This window comes from Streptomyces sp. NPDC006552 (assembly GCF_040611655.1).
Lineage (GTDB): Bacteria > Actinomycetota > Actinomycetes > Streptomycetales > Streptomycetaceae > Streptomyces.
Window position 1 is genome coordinate 14,115 of record NZ_JBEXOS010000014.1, and the last position, 17,603, is coordinate 31,717.

Here is a 17,603-nt window from a genome sequence, read left to right on the forward strand (position 1 = left end):
GTCCTCAGGCCCCCTTGGCCGCGGTGCGGACCAGGACGAGGCCGCCGTTCGGACCAGGAACCGCGCCCTTGATGAGGAGCAGGCCCTTCTCCGCGTCAACGGCGTGAACGGTCAGGTTCTGGGTGGTGACCCGCTCGTTGCCCATGCGACCCGCCATGCGCATGCCCTTGAAGACACGGCCGGGGGTGGCACAGCCACCGATGGATCCGGGCATGCGGTGCACACGGTGGGCACCGTGCGACGCCTTGCCACCCTTGAAGTTGTGGCGCTTCATGACGCCGGCGAAGCCCTTGCCCTTGCTCTTCGCGGTGACGTCGACCTTCACGCCGGACTCGAAGGTCTCAGCGGTGATCTCCTGGCCGAGGGTGTACTCGCTGGCACCAGCGGTACGGATCTCGACGAGGTGACGACGGGGGGTGACGTCGGCCTTGGCGAAGTGACCCTTGAGGGGCTTGTTCACCTTGCGCGGGTCGATCTCGCCGAAGGCGATCTGGACCGACTCGTAGCCGTCCGCGTCGTTCGTACGGACCTGGGTCACGACGTTCGGGCCGGCCTTGACGACGGTGACCGGAACAACGCGGTTGTTCTCGTCCCACACCTGCGTCATGCCGAGCTTCTCGCCCAGGATGCCCTTGATCTGCTTAGTCATCTTCAGATCACCGGCCCTCAGAGCTTGATCTCGATGTCGACGCCGGCCGGAAGGTCGAGTCGCATGAGGGAGTCAACGGTCTTCGGCGTCGGGTCGAGGATGTCGATCAGGCGCTTGTGCGTGCGCATCTCGAAGTGCTCGCGCGAGTCCTTGTACTTGTGCGGCGACTTGATGACGCAGTACACGTTCTTCTCGGTAGGCAGCGGCACCGGGCCCGCGACCGACGCACCAGTACGCGTCACCGTCTCGACGATCTTCTTCGCCGAGGAGTCGATGACCTCGTGGTCGTAGGCCTTGAGCCGGATGCGGATCTTCTGTCCCGCCATGGCTACTTAGTAGTCCTGTCTCTCGTGACGCTCTGGAACCCGGGGGTCCTGTTTCACACTTCCTCCGCCCCACGCGGTCGGGCGTGTCGCAGTCCCGCTGACAGAAATATCCATACGGATTTCCCTGCTAAGGGGGCTGCGGCCCAAGGCCGCGGGTCCGGGGGAAGAAACCCACCGGGTGCCTGGTTCAGCCACCGCACCGCACTTCCCGAAAGATTCCCGTACGTCCGCCCCAGTGCTGCCCGTGGGTTTTCGCAAACCCTTGACAGATAAGGCGACGAGTACTGTGGGACTCGCTTCCGGTCCTCCCGGCGGGAGGCGCGCAGCATCGGCACTCAACCGAGCAACCCCGACAGTCTGCCATACGGGGCATGCCGGGGGCCAATCGAAGCGTAGAGATTACCCCGTGTGTGACCGAGGTCAAACCGGGGTGGTTGCGGTGGTGGCGGGGGCCGCTGTGATGATGGGCGGCATGTCGGAGCACGGGGGTGCGGCGGCCGAACCGCCGCGAATGCCAAGATCACGTCTCGCGGAGTACGCGGACCTGACGGAGCCGGTCCGCGGGCCGGCCGCTCAGCCGCCGCCCGCGAAGGGGGCCGGAGCCGCGAGCGAACCGCCCGGCACCGGACCAGGACCCGCCGAGGACCCGGCGGTGGCGGCGCGCAAACGGCAGTTCGCCGAACTGCTGGGCGAGTTCCGGCGGACGGCGGTGCTGGTGCCGCTGGGCGGGGACCCGGAAGGCGCCGCCGGTGCGGGTGGTGACGCCGGTGAGCAGGCCATGCTGACCGCCGATCTGAACGGGATCCGGTTCATCCTGGCGTTCTCCGACGAGCAGGCGCTGGCGCGTTATGCGCGGGCGCGCGGTGAGTTCTCCCGCGAGTGGACGTACCGGACGGTGCTGGGCGCGAAGCTCCTCGACGTCGCCGTCCCGGCGGCCGGGGTGCCGTGCGGGGTCGCACTGGACTGCGCGGACGGGCCGGACGGGATGGTGTTCCCGCCGGTCATGGGGATCGTTCCGGACGAGGCGGCGGTCGACCGCGACCTCGGCGAGGACCACCAGGGGGCAGGCGCATGACGGGCGGCGGGGGCGGCGGCAAGGACCTCCGGGCGGACGGCCTCGGCCTGGTCGCCAAGGGGCTGACCGAGGCGCTGGCGGAGCTGAAGGAACTCGGCATGGTCGGCGAGGCCGGGGCCGGGCGCGGCTTCGGTGACATCGCGCTGTCCGGTCTGGAGCTGGGCCACGAGGGGCTGACCGGTGACTTCAGGAGTTTCTGCGAGCGCTGGGAGTGGGGGGTGCGCTCGCTGGTCAACGAGGGCAACTCGTTCGCGGTCAGGACGGGCCTGTCGGCGGGCACGTATTACGAGACGGAGCAGTACGTCGAGGGCTCCCTCAAGGTCATCACCAACTCCGCGATCGGCAATCCGTACGCCTCCGAGGACGAGGTGACCCAGCAGGGCTGGGGCGACATCGCGAAGTCCGGGGCGTACGGCGGCGTGGACTACAGCAAGGAGTCCTTCGACCAGGCCCTGGCCAGCAGTGAGCAGGGCTGGAAGGACGCCGGCCGGGACGTGATGACCTCGCACACGGTCGGTCCACTGGGCCTCAACCCGGAGAATCTGCACGGCGCGGCCGGGGTGTCGGACGCGGAGTACGACCAGTGGCTCGACGACAAGTTCGGCCCCTCCCCCGAGGCGCGGGCGAAGGCCGCCGAGCAGCAGGGCGGGGGTGAGTAGCCATGGGTCTGCTCGGTGACATCGGTGACGGCCTGAAGGACGCGGGCGGGGCGCTGAAGGACGGGATCAACGACGGTCTCGGCAAGCTGGAGGACGGCGTCGACGCGGGCAAGAAGCTCGTCGGCGAGGGTGTCGACTGGGGCACCGACAAGGTCGGTGAGGGCCTCGACAGAGTCGGTCTGCACGACGCCGCCGATGCGGTCGAGGACTGGGGCGACGACGTCGCCTCCGACCTCGGGGCCACCCCTGGCGAACAGCAGCTCGGCCAGACCGAGGAGGCCGACGAGCTCGTCCACGGCAACCCCGACAAGATCCGCGAGTCCGCCAAGCACCTCAAGGACTTCCACACCGCCTTCGACCATGTCGCGGCCGGGATGCGCAAGGTCGACTCGGGCGACTGGCGGGGCGAGGGCGGGGAGGCGTTCCGCAAGAAGTTCGAGCTGCACCCCACCAAATGGGCGCAGGCCGCCGACGCCTGCGAGACGGCGGCCGGCGCCCTGGAGTCCTACGCCGACACCGTCAAGTGGGCGCAGGGCCAGGCGAAGGAGGCCGTCGAGCTCTACAAGAAGGGCAAGAAGTCCTCCGAGGACGCGGTCGGCGCCTACAACAAGAAGATCGACGCCTACAACGCCAAGATCAAGGCGGACCAGGACCCCGGCCCGGAGCCGGAACCGTTCCACGACCCCGGCAAGGCCGACATCCAGGCCGCCCGGGACAAGCTCGGCACCGCGCGCAAGCAGCGCAACACCGCCGCCTCCGACGCGCAGGCCAAGGTCAGGGCCGCCCTGGCGCACGCCCCGGCCGAGCCCCCGCCGCTGGACCGGCTGGGCAACGACCTCGTCGACGGCTACCAGGCGTACAACACCGAACTCACCCACGTCGTCGGCGGCGCCCTCAAGGGCACCGCGGGCCTGGTCAACTTCGCCCGCGGTCTCAACCCCACGGACCCCTACAACCTCACGCACCCGGCCGCGTACCTCCAGAACGTCTCCATGACGCTCTCCGGCCTCGTCTCCACCGCCGCGCACCCCGAACGGATCGTCACCGCCGCCGTCGACGGCTTCAAGAAAGACCCCTCCGAGTTCGTCGGCCGCCTTCTCCCCGAACTCATCGGCACCAAAGGCGCCGGTCTGGCCCGCGGCGGCATGCGCATGGCGATGAAGGAGGGCCTGGAGTCGGGCGCCTCCCAGGTCGCGAAGGGCGGGGCGAAATACGCGGACGAGGCGGCGGGCGCGGCGCCGAAGAAATGGGACGACCTGGCGCAGAGCACCCCGCATGTCAAAGAAAAGGCCATTCACGCCGATTCGGTGGACCCGCACAAGGCGCAGGAATTCCTCGACGACCAGTACCCGTGGCTGAAAGACGTCAATAACCGGTGGGAGGACGGCTACACCCAGAACTGCGCGCACACCACGGTCACGGTCGACCGCCGGCTCGACGGTGTCGAGGTCAGCGCGGCGCCCAGGCCGGGCCCGGGCCACCTGGACGTGGAGCAGCTGGGCGTCAAGGATCCGTCGACCGCGTGGCACCGGGCCGACAGCTACGATGACGTCATTCGCGACCTCCAGGCACGGGGTGAGGGTTCCAGGAGTGCCGTCTTCATCGGACGCGGGGACTCCGGGCACTTCTTCAACGCGGTGAACACCGAACACGGGGTGGTGTTCCTCGACGGCCAGAGCGGAAAGCTCGGAATGCTGGAGAGCGGCGCGAAGGAAATCATGCACGTCCCGTACAGAAATGGGGCTCCATAATGCCGAGCAGAGCCGAAGCCGTGCAGGCCGCCGCCGCGCTCCTCGAAAGGGTCTACCCGGACCGGACGGACTCCCTGGTCATGTTCCCGCAGGAGTCTGTCGACCACCCCTACGGCTGGGTGGTGCGCTTCGACTTCAAGGAGCACGTCGAGTCCGGGGACTGGCTCCAGTCGCCGGTCACCAGCGTCGTCATCGTCCCGCACGACGGCAGCAAGCCCCACTTCCCGCCCAGTGTCTTCCCGGTGGAGGACTACATGAGCCGGCGCGCCTCGGGCGACTGGCCGCCCAAGGAGTGAACGTGACGACTCCCGCCGACGCCGCCGCGGCATGGCTCCACCACACCTACCGGGGCCTGGTGGAGCTGGCCGCCCCGCACCCCGTGCACGAGTCCCCCGCCGCGTGGCTCTTCGCCTGCCGCACGCTGCCCCAGCCCGGCTACCCGGGCACCCCCATGCTCGCGGCCTCGGTGGTCGTGCCGAGGGACGGCAGCAGCCCCTTCCACCCGTCACCGAGCGCCCCCTTCGGGGACCTCGGGCCCGCGGCGACACACGACGAGGCCGTCGCGCGCGTGGCGAACCAGCCCCGCCGGATCAACGCCCGCGGCTGCCTCGTCACGGTGCACGCGATGATCGGCGGCGGGCCCTCGACGCCCCTGCCGTGGCAGCCGTCGGACGAGGCGCCGGGGTGGTGGGACCGGATGCTGCGGCGCTACTTCCCGGAGTTCGCACCGGTGCCGGTGAGCAACTGGGACGACGTAGTACAGGCGCTCGCCGAGCCGGGACCCGACACCCGGGGCGTCGTATGGGTGCGCCGCGAGGTCGCCGGGCACGAGGTGTCCGGGCATCTCCTGTACGGCCACAACAACAAGGGCCGCGTCGTCTTCCTTGACGGGCTGACCTCCTCGCTGGCCCGCCTCGACACCGACAACGTGCGCGAACTGCTGCTCGTACGCGCGACTCCCGGCGGGTCCCGGGCGCCGTGGGAGCGGGCCGCACCCGACTTCGAGGCTGCCCGCGACAAGGCGCGGCAGTGGCTCGAGGGCGCGTACGGCGGCGAGGTGGAACTCGTCGGGCCCGGTCCCGGTGACGAGACGCGGCGCGGCTGGGTGTTCTCCTGCGACACCCGGCGCCACCTGCGGACCGGCCGCTGGCAGGACACCCTGCTGGACGCGACGGTCGTCGTGCCGAAGGACTCGACCGCTCCCTTCCACGTGCCGAACGCCGCGCCCTGGGCCTGGCTCGCCCACTGGGACCAGGGTGGTACCCCCGGCACGGGCGCGTTCCCCGCGCCCCCGGCCCCCGGTCGCGCGTACTGGTTCGAGCCGACCCTCGCCGAGCTGGGCCCGGTCCTCTCCGCCTCCGACCACCAGCGCTGGCAGTCGGCGGCGGAGGAGGTCTCCGCCTACCCGGCGGGTTCCCGCGCCCTGATCTGGGTCCGGCGCACGGACGGCCGGGGCCGCGAAGCGGTGGGCTGGCTGGTGACGGCCCTGACCACCGAAACAGGCGTCCTCCTCTTCGACGGCTCGTCCGAGGACCAGGTCACCCTGGACGAGACCGGCGTACGGGCCCTGCACGTCATCCGCTACCGCTGACCCTCGCGCCCACCCATGAACAGAACATGTACGCCCAGGGAACCCGAACCCCCCACAACCCCTCTGAACAGGTGAAACCCAGCACCACCACCTGACTTAGAGGCGAGCGCCCCACCCACCGCTGCCTCCCCAGCGGACGGAGTGAGCGTCACCGTGCGGAACCGACCTGCCATACCCGGGCCCGAACAGCCTCGAAAGCCCGGAAGGTCACCGGGGCGGAGCCCGGGCACGTCCCGCCGCACCCTCCTCACCACCGGCGCCGCCCTCCTCGCCGCCGCCACCCCCCTCACCGCCTGCTCCCGCACCGGCACCGCCCCACCCCGCACCACCACCCCCTCCCCCGCCACCGGCCGCACCGCCGCCCAGGCGGAGCGCGCGCTGCTGATGCAGGTCCTCGCCCACCCCGACGACGACCTGTACTTCATGAACCCGGACACGCAGCACTCGCTCGCCGCCGGCACCCCGCTGGTCTGCGTCTACGTCACGGCCGGCGAGGCCGACGGCAGGAACAAGACGCCCGCCGACCGCACCCCCGCCCCCGACAAGGCGGCCTACTCCGCCGCCCGCCACCAGGGCCTGCGCCAGTCCTACGCGACCCAGCTGGGCCTGCCTGTCTTCACCCGCTGGGACAACGGCGTCCTGCGCCTGCCCAACGGCTTCCGGGCCGAGGTCAGCTCCCTCGAACACCGCGGCCGCCGCGTCGAGCTGGTCCACCTCGACCTCGCCATGCACACCCCGGCCGGCCATATGGGCGTGCCCGCCCTGTGGCGCGAGAAGGGCCTGCACCTGCACACCCTCGTCCCGGAGGGCTCCCCGCTGCGCGCGGTCCAGAGTTACGACTACGACTCCCTCGTCGACGTCCTCGTAGCCCTCTTCGCGCGCTACCGGCCGACCCTCGTGCAGACCCTCGACCCGGACCCCGACATCCAGGACAGCGACCGGCTCACCCAGCTGCGCGACAGCGAGCAGATCGGCTACTCCGACCACGCCGACCACACCGCCGTGGCCTGCTTCACCTGGGCCGCGCTGATCCGCTGGGCGCAGGGGAGCAAGGGCGGGCCGCCCGCGTTCGTGGCCACCGCCTTCCGCGGCTACTACAACCACCACTGGCCCAAGAACCTCCCGCCGCGGGTCCTGGCGGAGAAGGCCGCCCACCTGGTCCCGTACGGCGCCGCCCCGGACTGGCAGTGCGGCAACCCCGCGGGCTGCGGCGACTACAACGTCGGCGGCGACCGCCCCCTCACCAACCGCAAGGGCTGGGTCCGCGCCACCCACTACCGCTACCCGGGCCCGCGCCTCGCCCTCCGGGAGCACCGTGACGGCGCGCTCAGCGCGTACGGCGTCCTGGGGCTGCGTGCGGTCCGCTACGACGAGAAGGATGGCGCGTTCGGCGCCCCGGCCGACCTCGGCGGCGGCCCGCTCGCCCCGGTGCTGAGCGCCACCGCGCTGAGGGACGGCCGCCATCTGGTGTGCGGGCTGCGCCTGGCCGCGCTCGCGGGCCGGGGCGCGACCCACCTGCGCGAGATCGTCGCCCTGGAGCAGCGCGGAGCGCGTACGTACGGCTCCTGGACCAGCCTCGGCAATCCGGAGACCGACCCCGACCGCGGCCGCCGCATCGGCGTCCCGGTGACGGTCACCGCGCCCGACGGCCGCGTCCACCTCTTCGTCCGCAACGCCGACCAGGGCATCAGCACCCGCGTCCGCGCCGCCGACCGGCCCGTCTGGTCCCCCTGGCGCGACCTCGGCGGCGGCCCCGTCCAGGACGGCCTGACCGCGGTCGTGGGCGACGACGGGCAGGTGCACGTGTACGCACCCGGGCGTTACACGGTCCACCACTGGACGCCCGACGGCGCGGACCCGCTGCCCGGCCTGCCCGCCCCCGCGGACGCGATCGCCGCCGCGGGCGGCCGGCTCTACTACCGCCCGCCCGCCTCCGACCGCCTGCTCTCACCGGGCGGCCCGGCCGTGCGCTTCCCCGGCTACGGCCCGGTGGCCGCCGCGGACGGCTACCTCCTCGGCCGCGACCTGGACGGCCGCGTCCAGCTCTGGCACGACGGCCGCGTCACCCGCCCGGCCAACGCCCCCGCCACCCTGGACGGCCCGGCCCCGACCGCCGGGGGCCGCGGCCCCACCGTGGCCGGGCTCTCCCCCGACGGCCGCCCCTGGCTGTGGCGCCCGGCGGTCACCCAGGCATAGCGCCCCCGGAGAACGACCGGACACGCAAAAGGGCCCGTACGACCGAAGTCGTACGGGCCCTTTCAGAGCTCGCAGGAGCTACCAGGTGTCAGGTCCCCGGAGGGACCCGACAAGACCCAGCAAGTAAGCGGACTTACTTGTTGATCTTGGTGACCTGGCCGGCGCCGACGGTCCGGCCACCCTCACGGATGGCGAACTTGAGGCCCTCTTCCATGGCGACGGGCTGGATGAGCGCGACGCTCATCTCGGTGTTGTCGCCCGGCATGACCATCTCGGTGCCCTCGGGGAGGGTCACGACGCCGGTCACGTCCGTGGTGCGGAAGTAGAACTGCGGGCGGTAGTTGTTGAAGAAGGGGGTGTGACGGCCACCCTCGTCCTTCGACAGGATGTAGGCCTGGGCCTCGAACTCGGTGTGCGGCGTGACCGAACCGGGCTTGATGATGACCTGGCCGCGCTCGACGTCCTCGCGCTTGATGCCACGGAGGAGCAGACCGACGTTCTCACCGGCCTGGCCCTCGTCGAGCAGCTTGCGGAACATCTCGATGCCGGTGACCGTGGTGGTGGTCTTCTCCTGCTTGATGCCCACGATGTCAACGGTCTCGTTGACCTTGAGGACACCACGCTCGATGCGACCGGTGACGACGGTGCCACGACCGGTGATCGTGAAGACGTCCTCGATCGGCATCAGGAACGGCTTGTCGACGTCGCGCTCGGGCTGCGGGATGTTCTCGTCCACGGCCTTCATGAGCTCGAGGACCGAGTTGCCCCACTCCTTGTCGCCCTCGAGGGCCTTCAGAGCGGAGACCTTGACGACCGGAAGGTCGTCGCCCGGGAACTCGTACTCGGAGAGGAGCTCACGCACCTCGAGCTCGACGAGCTCCAGGATCTCCTCGTCGTCCACCATGTCGGCCTTGTTCAGGGCGACGACGATGTACGGAACGCCGACCTGGCGGGCCAGGAGCACGTGCTCCTTGGTCTGCGGCATCGGGCCGTCGGTGGCGGCGACCACGAGGATGGCGCCGTCCATCTGCGCGGCACCCGTGATCATGTTCTTGATGTAGTCCGCGTGCCCGGGGCAGTCGACGTGCGCGTAGTGACGCGTCTCCGTCTGGTACTCGACGTGCGCGATCGAGATGGTGATACCGCGCTGGCGCTCTTCGGGAGCCTTGTCGATCTGGTCGAAGGCCGAGGCCTCGTTCAGGTCCGGGTACGCGTCGTGCAGCACCTTGGTAATGGCGGCCGTGAGGGTCGTCTTACCGTGGTCGATGTGACCGATGGTGCCGATGTTGACGTGCGGCTTAGTCCGCTCGAACTTTGCCTTCGCCACTGAATCCTCCTGCGGAGTGGTTCTGTACGCCTTGCTTCATCGGCGCCAGGTGATCTTTGCTGGGAAGCCAGCCGCCAGGGATCTTGCCTTACGGAGTCGATCCCCGGGCGGATGGTGTCAAGCCTAAAGCGTGTACTCGGGTGAGTTACTCGCCCTTGGCCTTCGCGATGATCTCCTCGGCGACGTTCCGCGGAACCTCGGCGTAGGAGTCGAACTGCATTGAGTAGCTTGCGCGACCCGACGTCTTGCTGCGGAGGTCTCCGACGTAGCCGAACATCTCCGAGAGGGGCACGAGGCCCTTCACGACGCGAGCACCGCTGCGCTCCTCCATGGCCTGGATCTGGCCACGGCGGGAGTTGATGTCACCGATGACATCGCCCATGTAGTCCTCGGGCGTGGTGACCTCGACGGCCATCATCGGCTCGAGCAGCACGGGCTTCGCCTGCCGCGCGGCCTCCTTGAAGGCCTGCGAACCGGCGATCTTGAAGGCCAGCTCGGAGGAGTCGACCTCGTGGTAGGCACCGTCGAGAAGCGTGACGCGGACGCCCGTCATCTCGTAGCCGGCGAGGATGCCGAACTGCATGGCCTCCTGCGCACCGGCGTCCACCGACGGGATGTACTCCCGCGGGATACGGCCACCGGTGACCTTGTTCACGAACTCGTACGACGCCTCGCCGCCCTCGATGGGCTCGATCGCGATCTGCACCTTGGCGAACTGACCGGTACCACCGGTCTGCTTCTTGTGGGTGTAGTCCACCCGCTCGACGGCCCGACGGATCGTCTCGCGGTACGCGACCTGGGGCTTGCCGACGTTCGCCTCGACGCGGAATTCGCGCTTCATGCGGTCGACGAGCACCTCGAGGTGAAGCTCGCCCATACCACCGATGATGGTCTGGCCGGTCTCCTCGTCCGAGTGAACCTGGAAGGAGGGGTCCTCCTCCGAGAGACGCTGGATGGCGACACCCAGCTTCTCCTGGTCACCCTTGGACTTCGGCTCGATGGCGACCTGGATGACAGGCGCCGGGAAGTCCATGGACTCCAGGATGACCTGCTGCTTGTCGTCACAGAGCGTCTCGCCCGTGGTGGTCTGCTTCAGACCCATGACGGCGACGATGTCACCGGCGCCCACCGACTCGATCTCCTCACGCTTGTTCGCGTGCATGCGGTAGATCTTGCCGATGCGCTCCTTCTTGCCCTTGACGGGGTTCAGCACCGCGGTGCCGGACTCCAGGCGGCCCGAGTAAACCCGGACGAAGGTGAGCTTGCCGAGGTGCGGGTCGCTCATGATCTTGAAGGCGAGAGCGGCCAGCGGCTCGTCGTCCGACGGCTTGCGCTTGACGACGACCTCGGGGTCCTTGACGTCGTGGCCCTCGATGGCCTCGACGTCGAGCGGGGTCGGCAGGTAGCGCACGACGGCGTCGAGCAGGGGCTGGACGCCCTTGTTCTTGAACGCGGTGCCACAGAAGACGGGGGTGACGGTGGTGTCGCCGCCCTTGCCCGAGGCGATGGTGATGCGACGCACGGCGGCGTGCAGCTGCTCCACGGTGGGCTCGGTGCCCTCCAGGAACAGCTCCATCATCTCCTCGTCGTTCTCCGCGACGGCCTCGAGGAGCTTGCCGCGGTACTCCGCAGCGGCCTCGACGTGCGTCTCGGGGATGTCGACGATGTCGTACGCCTCGCCCTTGGCGGCCTCGGCCGACCAGACGAACGCCTTCATCGTGACGAGGTCGACGACGCCCTTGAAGTCGGCTTCGGCACCGATGGGCAGCTGCATGACGAGCGGGGTCGCACCGAGGCGGTCGACGATCATGTCGACGCAGCGGTGGAACTCGGCGCCCGTGCGGTCCAGCTTGTTGACGAAGCAGATGCGCGGCACGCCGTAACGGTCGGCCTGACGCCACACCGTCTCGGACTGCGGCTCAACGCCGGCGACACCGTCGAACACCGTGACGGCACCGTCGAGGACGCGCAGCGAACGCTCCACCTCTACGGTGAAGTCGACGTGCCCCGGGGTGTCGATGATGTTGATCGTGTAGTCGTCGTTCTCGAGCGGCCAGTGACAGGTGGTGGCAGCAGAGGTGATCGTGATGCCACGCTCCTGCTCCTGCTCCATCCAGTCCATCGTGGCGGCGCCGTCGTGGACCTCACCGATCTTGTACGACACGCCCGTGTAGAACAGGATCCGCTCGGTCGTCGTCGTCTTGCCCGCGTCGATGTGCGCCATGATCCCGATGTTGCGGACCTTGGCAAGGTCAAGTGAAGTGGTAGCCATAAGGCTTCAGTCTTCTCTCGGTCTCGATGGGGGTAGCGACTACCAGCGGTAGTGCGCGAAGGCCTTGTTGGACTCGGCCATCTTGTGCGTGTCCTCGCGCTTCTTGACGGCCGCGCCGAGGCCGTTCGAGGCGTCGAGCAGCTCGTTCGTCAGACGCTCGGTCATCGTCTTCTCGCGACGGGCACGCGAGTAGCCGACGAGCCAGCGGAGCGCGAGGGTGTTGGCGCGACCCGGCTTGACCTCGATCGGCACCTGGTACGTGGCGCCACCGACACGGCGGGACTTGACCTCGAGGGTCGGCTTGATGTTCTCCAGCGCGCGCTTCAGCGTGATGACCGGGTCGTTGCCCGACTTCTCACGCAGACCCTCCATGGCGCCGTACACGATGCGCTCGGCGGTGGAGCGCTTGCCGTTCAGCAGCACCTTGTTGATGAGGGAGGTCACCAGAGGAGAACCGTAGACCGGGTCGATGATGACCGGGCGCTTCGGGGCGGGGCCCTTACGAGGCATTCTTACTTCTCCTTCTTGGCGCCGTAGCGGCTGCGGGCCTGCTTGCGGTTCTTGACACCCTGGGTGTCGAGGGAACCGCGGATGATCTTGTAACGAACACCAGGCAGGTCCTTCACACGGCCACCACGCACGAGCACGATGGAGTGCTCCTGCAGGTTGTGTCCCTCACCCGGGATGTAGGCCGTGACCTCGATGCCGGAGGTCAGACGCACACGCGCAACCTTCCGGAGGGCCGAGTTCGGCTTCTTCGGGGTGGTCGTGAACACACGCGTGCAGACGCCACGGCGCTGGGGCGAACCCTCGAGCGCGGGCGTCTTGTTCTTCTCGACCTTGTCCTGCCGGCCCTTCCGGACCAGCTGCTGGATCGTAGGCACTACTTCTCCGGTTTCTGTGTGCCGATCGTGAAACTAACCTGGAACGTCGCCGACCCACGCGGTCGGGTGTGTCGAATACTGCACACCCCCGCACCAGGGCGGGAACGCGGCAGATTGCGGTGACCTTGATCGGAAACCGATCGGGACTCGCCGTGCGGCTGAAAACACGCACACGAGCCCAGGCACACCCCAGGCACAAGGTCTGAGCGTACCTATCTCATACGCTGCGGTCAAAACAAAACCCCACAGCCAGGACACGCCGGGCGCGGCTCAGCCGCCGTCGGCCCCCGCGGCGACCACCACGAACATGAGGAAGACCGCCCAGCCCACCACGGAGAGCCACCCGAGCACCAGCCCGGCGACGGCCATCCCGTCGCCCTGCTCCCGGCTCCGCCGGATCTCGCCGCGAGCCATGTGCCCCAGAATCACCGCGGGAATTCCGGTGAGCCCGGCCGAGAAGAAGGTCGACACCCCGCACACCAGGGCGCCCACGGCCTTGCCGTTGGTCGGGGCGGGCAGCGGCGGCGCCGGCAGGAACGTCCGCGGCACCGGCGCGCTCGGGAACGACTGCTGCGGTACGGGCCCCTGCGGCAGGTCCGCGACCAGCACGCTCAGCTCGCCCACGGTCCGCGCCTGATAGGCCCGCTCGACCCGGTTCTCGTACTCCCCCTGCGGCAGCCGCCCCTCGGCGAACCCGGCCCGCAGCACGTCCACCGCCCGCTCCCGGTCCGCGTGCGCGGCCAGCATCGACGGCTGCTGCCCCTGACCGTGCTGCGGCGGCCAGGGCGCCGGCTGCCACGAAGAATTCGACACGAGACCACTCCCCCGGGACCCGGACACTTTTGTGCCCTCCATCATGCGGCAACGCGCCGCAGGGCGGCCACCCCGGTATACCCGGAGTGACCGCCCTGCGGTTCAAGCAGCGACCCGCTTACTGGTTGTACGGACCGTAGTCGTAGTCCTCCAGCGGAACGGCCTGGCCGGAGCCCGTGCCGAACGGCGAGTAGTCGATGTCGTCGTAGCCGACGGCCGAGTACATCGCGGCCTTGGCCTCCTCGGTGGGCTCCACCCGGATGTTGCGGTAGCGGGACAGACCCGTACCGGCCGGGATGAGCTTACCGATGATGACGTTCTCCTTGAGGCCGATGAGGCTGTCGGACTTGGCGTTGATCGCCGCGTCCGTCAGGACTCGGGTCGTCTCCTGGAAGGAGGCGGCCGACAGCCAGGATTCCGTCGCCAGCGAGGCCTTGGTGATACCCATCAGCTGCGGACGGCCGGAGGCGGGGTGACCGCCCTCGGTGACCACACGACGGTTCTCGGTCTCGAACTTCGAGCGCTCGACGAGCTCGCCCGGCAGCAGCTCCGCGTCGCCGGACTCGATGATCGTCACGCGGCGCAGCATCTGCCGGATGATGATCTCGATGTGCTTGTCGTGGATCGACACGCCCTGCGAGTTGTAGACCTTCTGGACCTCGCCGACCAGGTGGACCTGGACGGCACGCTGACCCAGGATGCGCAGCACGTCGTGCGGGTTGGTGGCACCCACGGTGAGCTTCTGGCCCACCTCGACGTGGTCGCCCTCGCCCACCAGCAGACGGGCACGCTTGGAGATCGGGAAGGGGATCTCGTCGCTGCCGTCGTCGGGGGTGACGACGAGCTTCTTGGTCTTCTCGGTCTCCTCGATGCGGACGCGGCCCGCGGACTCGGAGATCGGGGCGACACCCTTCGGCGTACGGGCCTCGAAGAGCTCGACGACACGGGGCAGACCCTGGGTGATGTCGTCACCGGCCACACCACCGGTGTGGAAGGTACGCATCGTCAGCTGGGTACCGGGCTCACCGATGGACTGGGCGGCGATGATGCCGACCGCCTCACCGATGTCGACCAGCTTGCCGGTGGCGAGCGAACGGCCGTAGCAGAAGGCACAGGTGCCGACCGCCGACTCACAGGTCAGGACCGAGCGGGTCTTGACCTCCTCGACGCCGTGCAGGACCAGCTGGTCGATGAGGACGTCACCGAGGTCGACGTTGGCAGGCGCGATGACCTTGCCGTCCACCACGATGTCCTCGGCGAGCATGCGGGCGTAGACGCTCGTCTCGACGTCGTCCGTCTTGCGCAGCACGCCGTCGGCGCCGCGCTCGGCGATCTTGAGGCGCAGACCGCGGTCGGTGCCGCAGTCCTCCTCGCGAATGATGACGTCCTGCGAGACGTCGACCAGACGACGGGTGAGGTAACCCGAGTCGGCCGTACGCAGCGCGGTGTCCGCCAGACCCTTACGAGCACCGTGCGTCGAGATGAAGTACTCCAGCACCGACAGGCCCTCACGGAAGGAGGCCTTGATGGGGCGCGGGATCGTCTCGTTCTTGGCGTTCGACACCAGACCGCGCATACCGGCGATCTGGCGCATCTGCATCATGTTTCCTCGGGCACCCGAGTCGACCATCATGAAGATGGGGTTGGTCTTCGGGAAGTTCGCGTTCATCGCCTCGGCGACCTCGTTGGTCGCCTTGGTCCAGATCGCGATGAGCTCCTGAGTGCGCTCTTCCTTCGTGATGAGACCGCGCTCGTACTGCTTCTGGACCTTCTCGTCCTGGGCCTCGTACCCCTTGACGATCTCGACCTTCGCCTCAGGGACGACGATGTCGGAGATGGCCACGGTGACGCCGGAACGGGTCGCCCAGTGGAAGCCGGCCGCCTTCAGGTTGTCGAGCGTCGCCGCCACGATGACCTTGGGGTAGCGCTCGGCCAGGTCGTTGACGATCTCGGAGAGCTGCTTCTTGCCCACCGAGTAGTCGACGAACGGATAGTCCTCGGGCAGCAGCTCGTTGAAGAGCGCGCGGCCCAGGGTCGTACGCAGCCGGAAGCTGTCGCCCGCCTGGTACTCGGGCTCGCCCTCCTCGGCCACCGGCGGGGTCCAGCCGCGCGGCGGGATGGTGCCCACCGGGAAGCGGATGTCGACCGGCGACTGCAGCGCCAGCTCGCCGGCGTCGAACGCCATGATCGCCTCGGCGACGGAGCCGAACGCGCGGTCCTCGCCCTTGGTGTCACGGAGCTCACCGTCGGTGGTGAGGAAGAACAGACCGAGGACCATGTCCTGGGTCGGCATCGTCACCGGACGGCCGTCGGCGGGCTTGAGGATGTTGTTCGAGGACAGCATCAGGATGCGGGCCTCGGCCTGCGCCTCCGCGGAGAGCGGCAGGTGCACGGCCATCTGGTCACCGTCGAAGTCCGCGTTGAACGCGGTGCAGACGAGCGGGTGGATCTGGATGGCCTTGCCCTCGACCAGCTGCGGCTCGAAGGCCTGGATGCCGAGGCGGTGCAGGGTGGGAGCACGGTTCAGCAGCACCGGGTGCTCGGCGATGACCTCTTCGAGGACGTCGTAGACGACCGTGCGGCCGCGCTCCACCATGCGCTTGGCGCTCTTGATGTTCTGCGCGTGGTTCAGGTCGACCAGGCGCTTCATCACGAACGGCTTGAAGAGCTCAAGCGCCATCGCCTTCGGCAGACCGCACTGGTGCAGCTTGAGCTGCGGACCGACGACGATCACGGAACGCGCGGAGTAGTCCACACGCTTGCCGAGCAGGTTCTGGCGGAAGCGGCCCTGCTTGCCCTTGAGCATGTCGGAGAGCGACTTCAGCGGACGGTTGCCGGGGCCCGTGACCGGGCGGCCACGACGGCCGTTGTCGAAGAGCGCGTCGACGGCCTCCTGGAGCATGCGCTTCTCGTTGTTCACGATGATCTCGGGCGCACCGAGGTCGAGAAGGCGCTTCAGGCGGTTGTTGCGGTTGATCACGCGGCGGTACAGGTCGTTCAGGTCGGAGGTCGCGAAGCGGCCACCGTCCAGCTGCACCATCGGACGCAGGTCCGGCGGGATGACCGGCACGCAGTCCAGAACCATGCCCTTGGGGCTGTTCGAGGTCTGCAGGAACGCGGAGACGACCTTGAGGCGCTTGAGCGCACGGGTCTTCTTCTGGCCCTTGCCGGTACGGATGATCTCGCGGAGGCGCTCGGCCTCCTCGTCGAGGTCGAAGGACTCCAGGCGCTTCTGCAGCGCCGCGGCACCCATCGAACCGTCGAAGTACGTGCCGAAGCGGTCACGCAGCTCGCGGTAGAGCAGCTCGTCGCCCTCCAGGTCCTGGACCTTGAGGTTCTTGAAGCGCGCCCAGACCTCGTCCAGACGGTCGATCTCGCGCTGCGCACGGTCGCGCAGCTGCTTCATCTCGCGCTCGGCACCCTCGCGCACCTTGCGGCGCACGTCGGCCTTGGCGCCCTCGGCCTCCAGCTCGGCCAGGTCGGTCTCGAGCTTCTTGGCGCGGGCCTCCAGGTCGGAGTCGCGGCGGTTCTCCACCTGCTGACGCTCGACCTGGACGTGCGCCTCCAGGGAGGGCAGGTCGCGGGTACGGCGCTCCTCGTCCACGTACGTGATCATGTACGCGGCGAAGTAGATGACCTTCTCGAGGTCCTTCGGGGCGAGGTCGAGCAGGTAGCCCAGACGCGACGGAACGCCCTTGAAGTACCAGATGTGCGTGACGGGAGCGGCGAGCTCGATGTGGCCCATCCGCTCACGGCGCACCTTGGCGCGCGTGACCTCGACGCCACAGCGCTCGCAGATGATGCCCTTGAAGCGGACACGCTTGTACTTGCCGCAGTAGCACTCCCAGTCCCGGGTCGGACCGAAGATCTTCTCGCAGAAGAGCCCGTCCTTTTCCGGCTTGAGCGTGCGGTAGTTGATGGTCTCTGGCTTCTTGACCTCGCCGTGGCTCCACTGACGGATGTCGTCAGCGGTGGCCAGACCGATCCGGAGCTCATCGAAGAAGTTGACGTCGAGCACTATGCGTCAATCCCTCTCAGGGTTGTAAGTCTGTGGTCTGAA

General features: G+C 68.7%; 14 protein-coding genes. 6 read left to right on the forward strand and 8 right to left on the reverse strand.

Annotated features, from left to right (window positions below):
* Positions 1–4: 4 nt before the first annotated feature.
* Together rplC and rpsJ are read right to left on the reverse strand one after the other, a co-directional pair.
* Positions 5–649 carry a 50S ribosomal protein L3 gene (rplC, locus tag ABZY33_RS11275; RefSeq protein ID WP_356491269.1) on the reverse strand — a complete coding sequence of 215 codons (645 nt, stop codon included), beginning with the start codon at positions 647–649 and terminating at the stop codon, positions 5–7.
* Between the two features lie 17 nt (positions 650–666).
* Positions 667–975, reverse strand: coding sequence for a 30S ribosomal protein S10 (rpsJ, locus tag ABZY33_RS11280; protein WP_003948644.1), 309 nt, complete (start codon positions 973–975; stop codon positions 667–669).
* A gap of 511 nt (positions 976–1,486) precedes the next feature.
* On the opposite strand from rpsJ, the gene ABZY33_RS11285 reads away from it, so the two are divergent.
* The 6 genes from ABZY33_RS11285 to ABZY33_RS11310 all read left to right on the forward strand — a co-directional run bounded on the left by ABZY33_RS11285 (position 1,487) and on the right by ABZY33_RS11310 (position 8,247).
* Positions 1,487–2,050: a hypothetical protein gene (locus ABZY33_RS11285; RefSeq protein ID WP_356491270.1), complete on the forward strand. Its 564-nt coding sequence runs from the start codon at positions 1,487–1,489 to the stop codon at positions 2,048–2,050.
* A complete protein-coding gene (locus ABZY33_RS11290) occupies positions 2,047–2,709 on the forward strand; it encodes a hypothetical protein (RefSeq protein WP_356491271.1) in 663 nt (220 codons plus the stop codon). Before ABZY33_RS11285 ends, ABZY33_RS11290 begins: the two co-directional genes overlap by 4 nt.
* Positions 2,710–2,711: 2 nt before the next feature.
* Complete coding sequence (locus ABZY33_RS11295; protein WP_356491272.1) at positions 2,712–4,460, forward strand: putative T7SS-secreted protein; 1,749 nt, start codon at positions 2,712–2,714, stop codon at positions 4,458–4,460.
* Positions 4,460–4,756, forward strand: a complete 297-nt coding sequence (locus tag ABZY33_RS11300; RefSeq protein ID WP_356491273.1) for a YrhB domain-containing protein — start codon at positions 4,460–4,462, stop codon at positions 4,754–4,756. The genes ABZY33_RS11295 and ABZY33_RS11300 overlap by 1 nt, the downstream gene beginning before the upstream one ends.
* 2 nt (positions 4,757–4,758) lie before the next feature.
* The gene (locus ABZY33_RS11305; protein WP_356491274.1) at positions 4,759–6,051 is read left to right on the forward strand and encodes a YrhB domain-containing protein; all 1,293 of its coding nucleotides are present in this window, start codon (positions 4,759–4,761) and stop codon (positions 6,049–6,051) included.
* A gap of 153 nt (positions 6,052–6,204) precedes the next feature.
* Positions 6,205–8,247, forward strand: coding sequence for a PIG-L family deacetylase (locus ABZY33_RS11310; protein ID WP_356491275.1), 2,043 nt, complete (start codon positions 6,205–6,207; stop codon positions 8,245–8,247).
* A gap of 133 nt (positions 8,248–8,380) precedes the next feature.
* On the opposite strand, the gene tuf is transcribed toward ABZY33_RS11310, so the two are convergent.
* The 6 genes from tuf to ABZY33_RS11340 form a co-directional block, all read right to left on the reverse strand.
* Positions 8,381–9,574, reverse strand: a complete 1,194-nt coding sequence (gene tuf / locus ABZY33_RS11315; protein WP_356491276.1) for an elongation factor Tu — start codon at positions 9,572–9,574, stop codon at positions 8,381–8,383.
* 145 nt (positions 9,575–9,719) lie between these two features.
* Entirely contained in the window at positions 9,720–11,846 is a 2,127-nt protein-coding gene (gene fusA, locus ABZY33_RS11320) for an elongation factor G (RefSeq protein WP_356491277.1), read from the reverse strand.
* Between the two features lie 39 nt (positions 11,847–11,885).
* On the reverse strand, positions 11,886–12,356 hold the full coding sequence (gene rpsG, locus ABZY33_RS11325; protein WP_119286186.1) for a 30S ribosomal protein S7: 471 nt from the start codon (positions 12,354–12,356) through the stop codon (positions 11,886–11,888).
* 2 nt (positions 12,357–12,358) lie between these two features.
* Complete coding sequence (gene rpsL / locus ABZY33_RS11330) at positions 12,359–12,730, reverse strand: 30S ribosomal protein S12 (protein ID WP_003948652.1); 372 nt, start codon at positions 12,728–12,730, stop codon at positions 12,359–12,361.
* Positions 12,731–13,000: 270 nt separating this feature from the next.
* A complete protein-coding gene (locus ABZY33_RS11335) occupies positions 13,001–13,543 on the reverse strand; it encodes a DUF1707 and DUF4190 domain-containing protein (protein WP_356491278.1) in 543 nt (180 codons plus the stop codon).
* A 118-nt stretch (positions 13,544–13,661) separates the two neighbouring features.
* Entirely contained in the window at positions 13,662–17,561 is a 3,900-nt protein-coding gene (locus ABZY33_RS11340) for a DNA-directed RNA polymerase subunit beta' (protein ID WP_356491279.1), read from the reverse strand.
* Positions 17,562–17,603 lie beyond the last annotated feature (42 nt).

Excerpts from the sequence above, each read along its gene's own strand:
- rplC (WP_356491269.1), bottom strand. The coding sequence starts at position 649 with ATGACTAAGCAGATCAAGGGCATCCTGGGCGAGAAGCTCGGCATGACG.
- rpsJ (WP_003948644.1), bottom strand. The coding sequence starts at position 975 with ATGGCGGGACAGAAGATCCGCATCCGGCTCAAGGCCTACGACCACGAG.
- ABZY33_RS11285 (WP_356491270.1), top strand. The coding sequence starts at position 1,487 with ATGCCAAGATCACGTCTCGCGGAGTACGCGGACCTGACGGAGCCGGTC.
- ABZY33_RS11290 (WP_356491271.1), top strand. The coding sequence starts at position 2,047 with ATGACGGGCGGCGGGGGCGGCGGCAAGGACCTCCGGGCGGACGGCCTC.
- ABZY33_RS11295 (WP_356491272.1), top strand. The coding sequence starts at position 2,712 with ATGGGTCTGCTCGGTGACATCGGTGACGGCCTGAAGGACGCGGGCGGG.
- ABZY33_RS11300 (WP_356491273.1), top strand. The coding sequence starts at position 4,460 with ATGCCGAGCAGAGCCGAAGCCGTGCAGGCCGCCGCCGCGCTCCTCGAA.
- fusA (WP_356491277.1), bottom strand. The coding sequence starts at position 11,846 with ATGGCTACCACTTCACTTGACCTTGCCAAGGTCCGCAACATCGGGATC.
- rpsG (WP_119286186.1), bottom strand. The coding sequence starts at position 12,356 with ATGCCTCGTAAGGGCCCCGCCCCGAAGCGCCCGGTCATCATCGACCCG.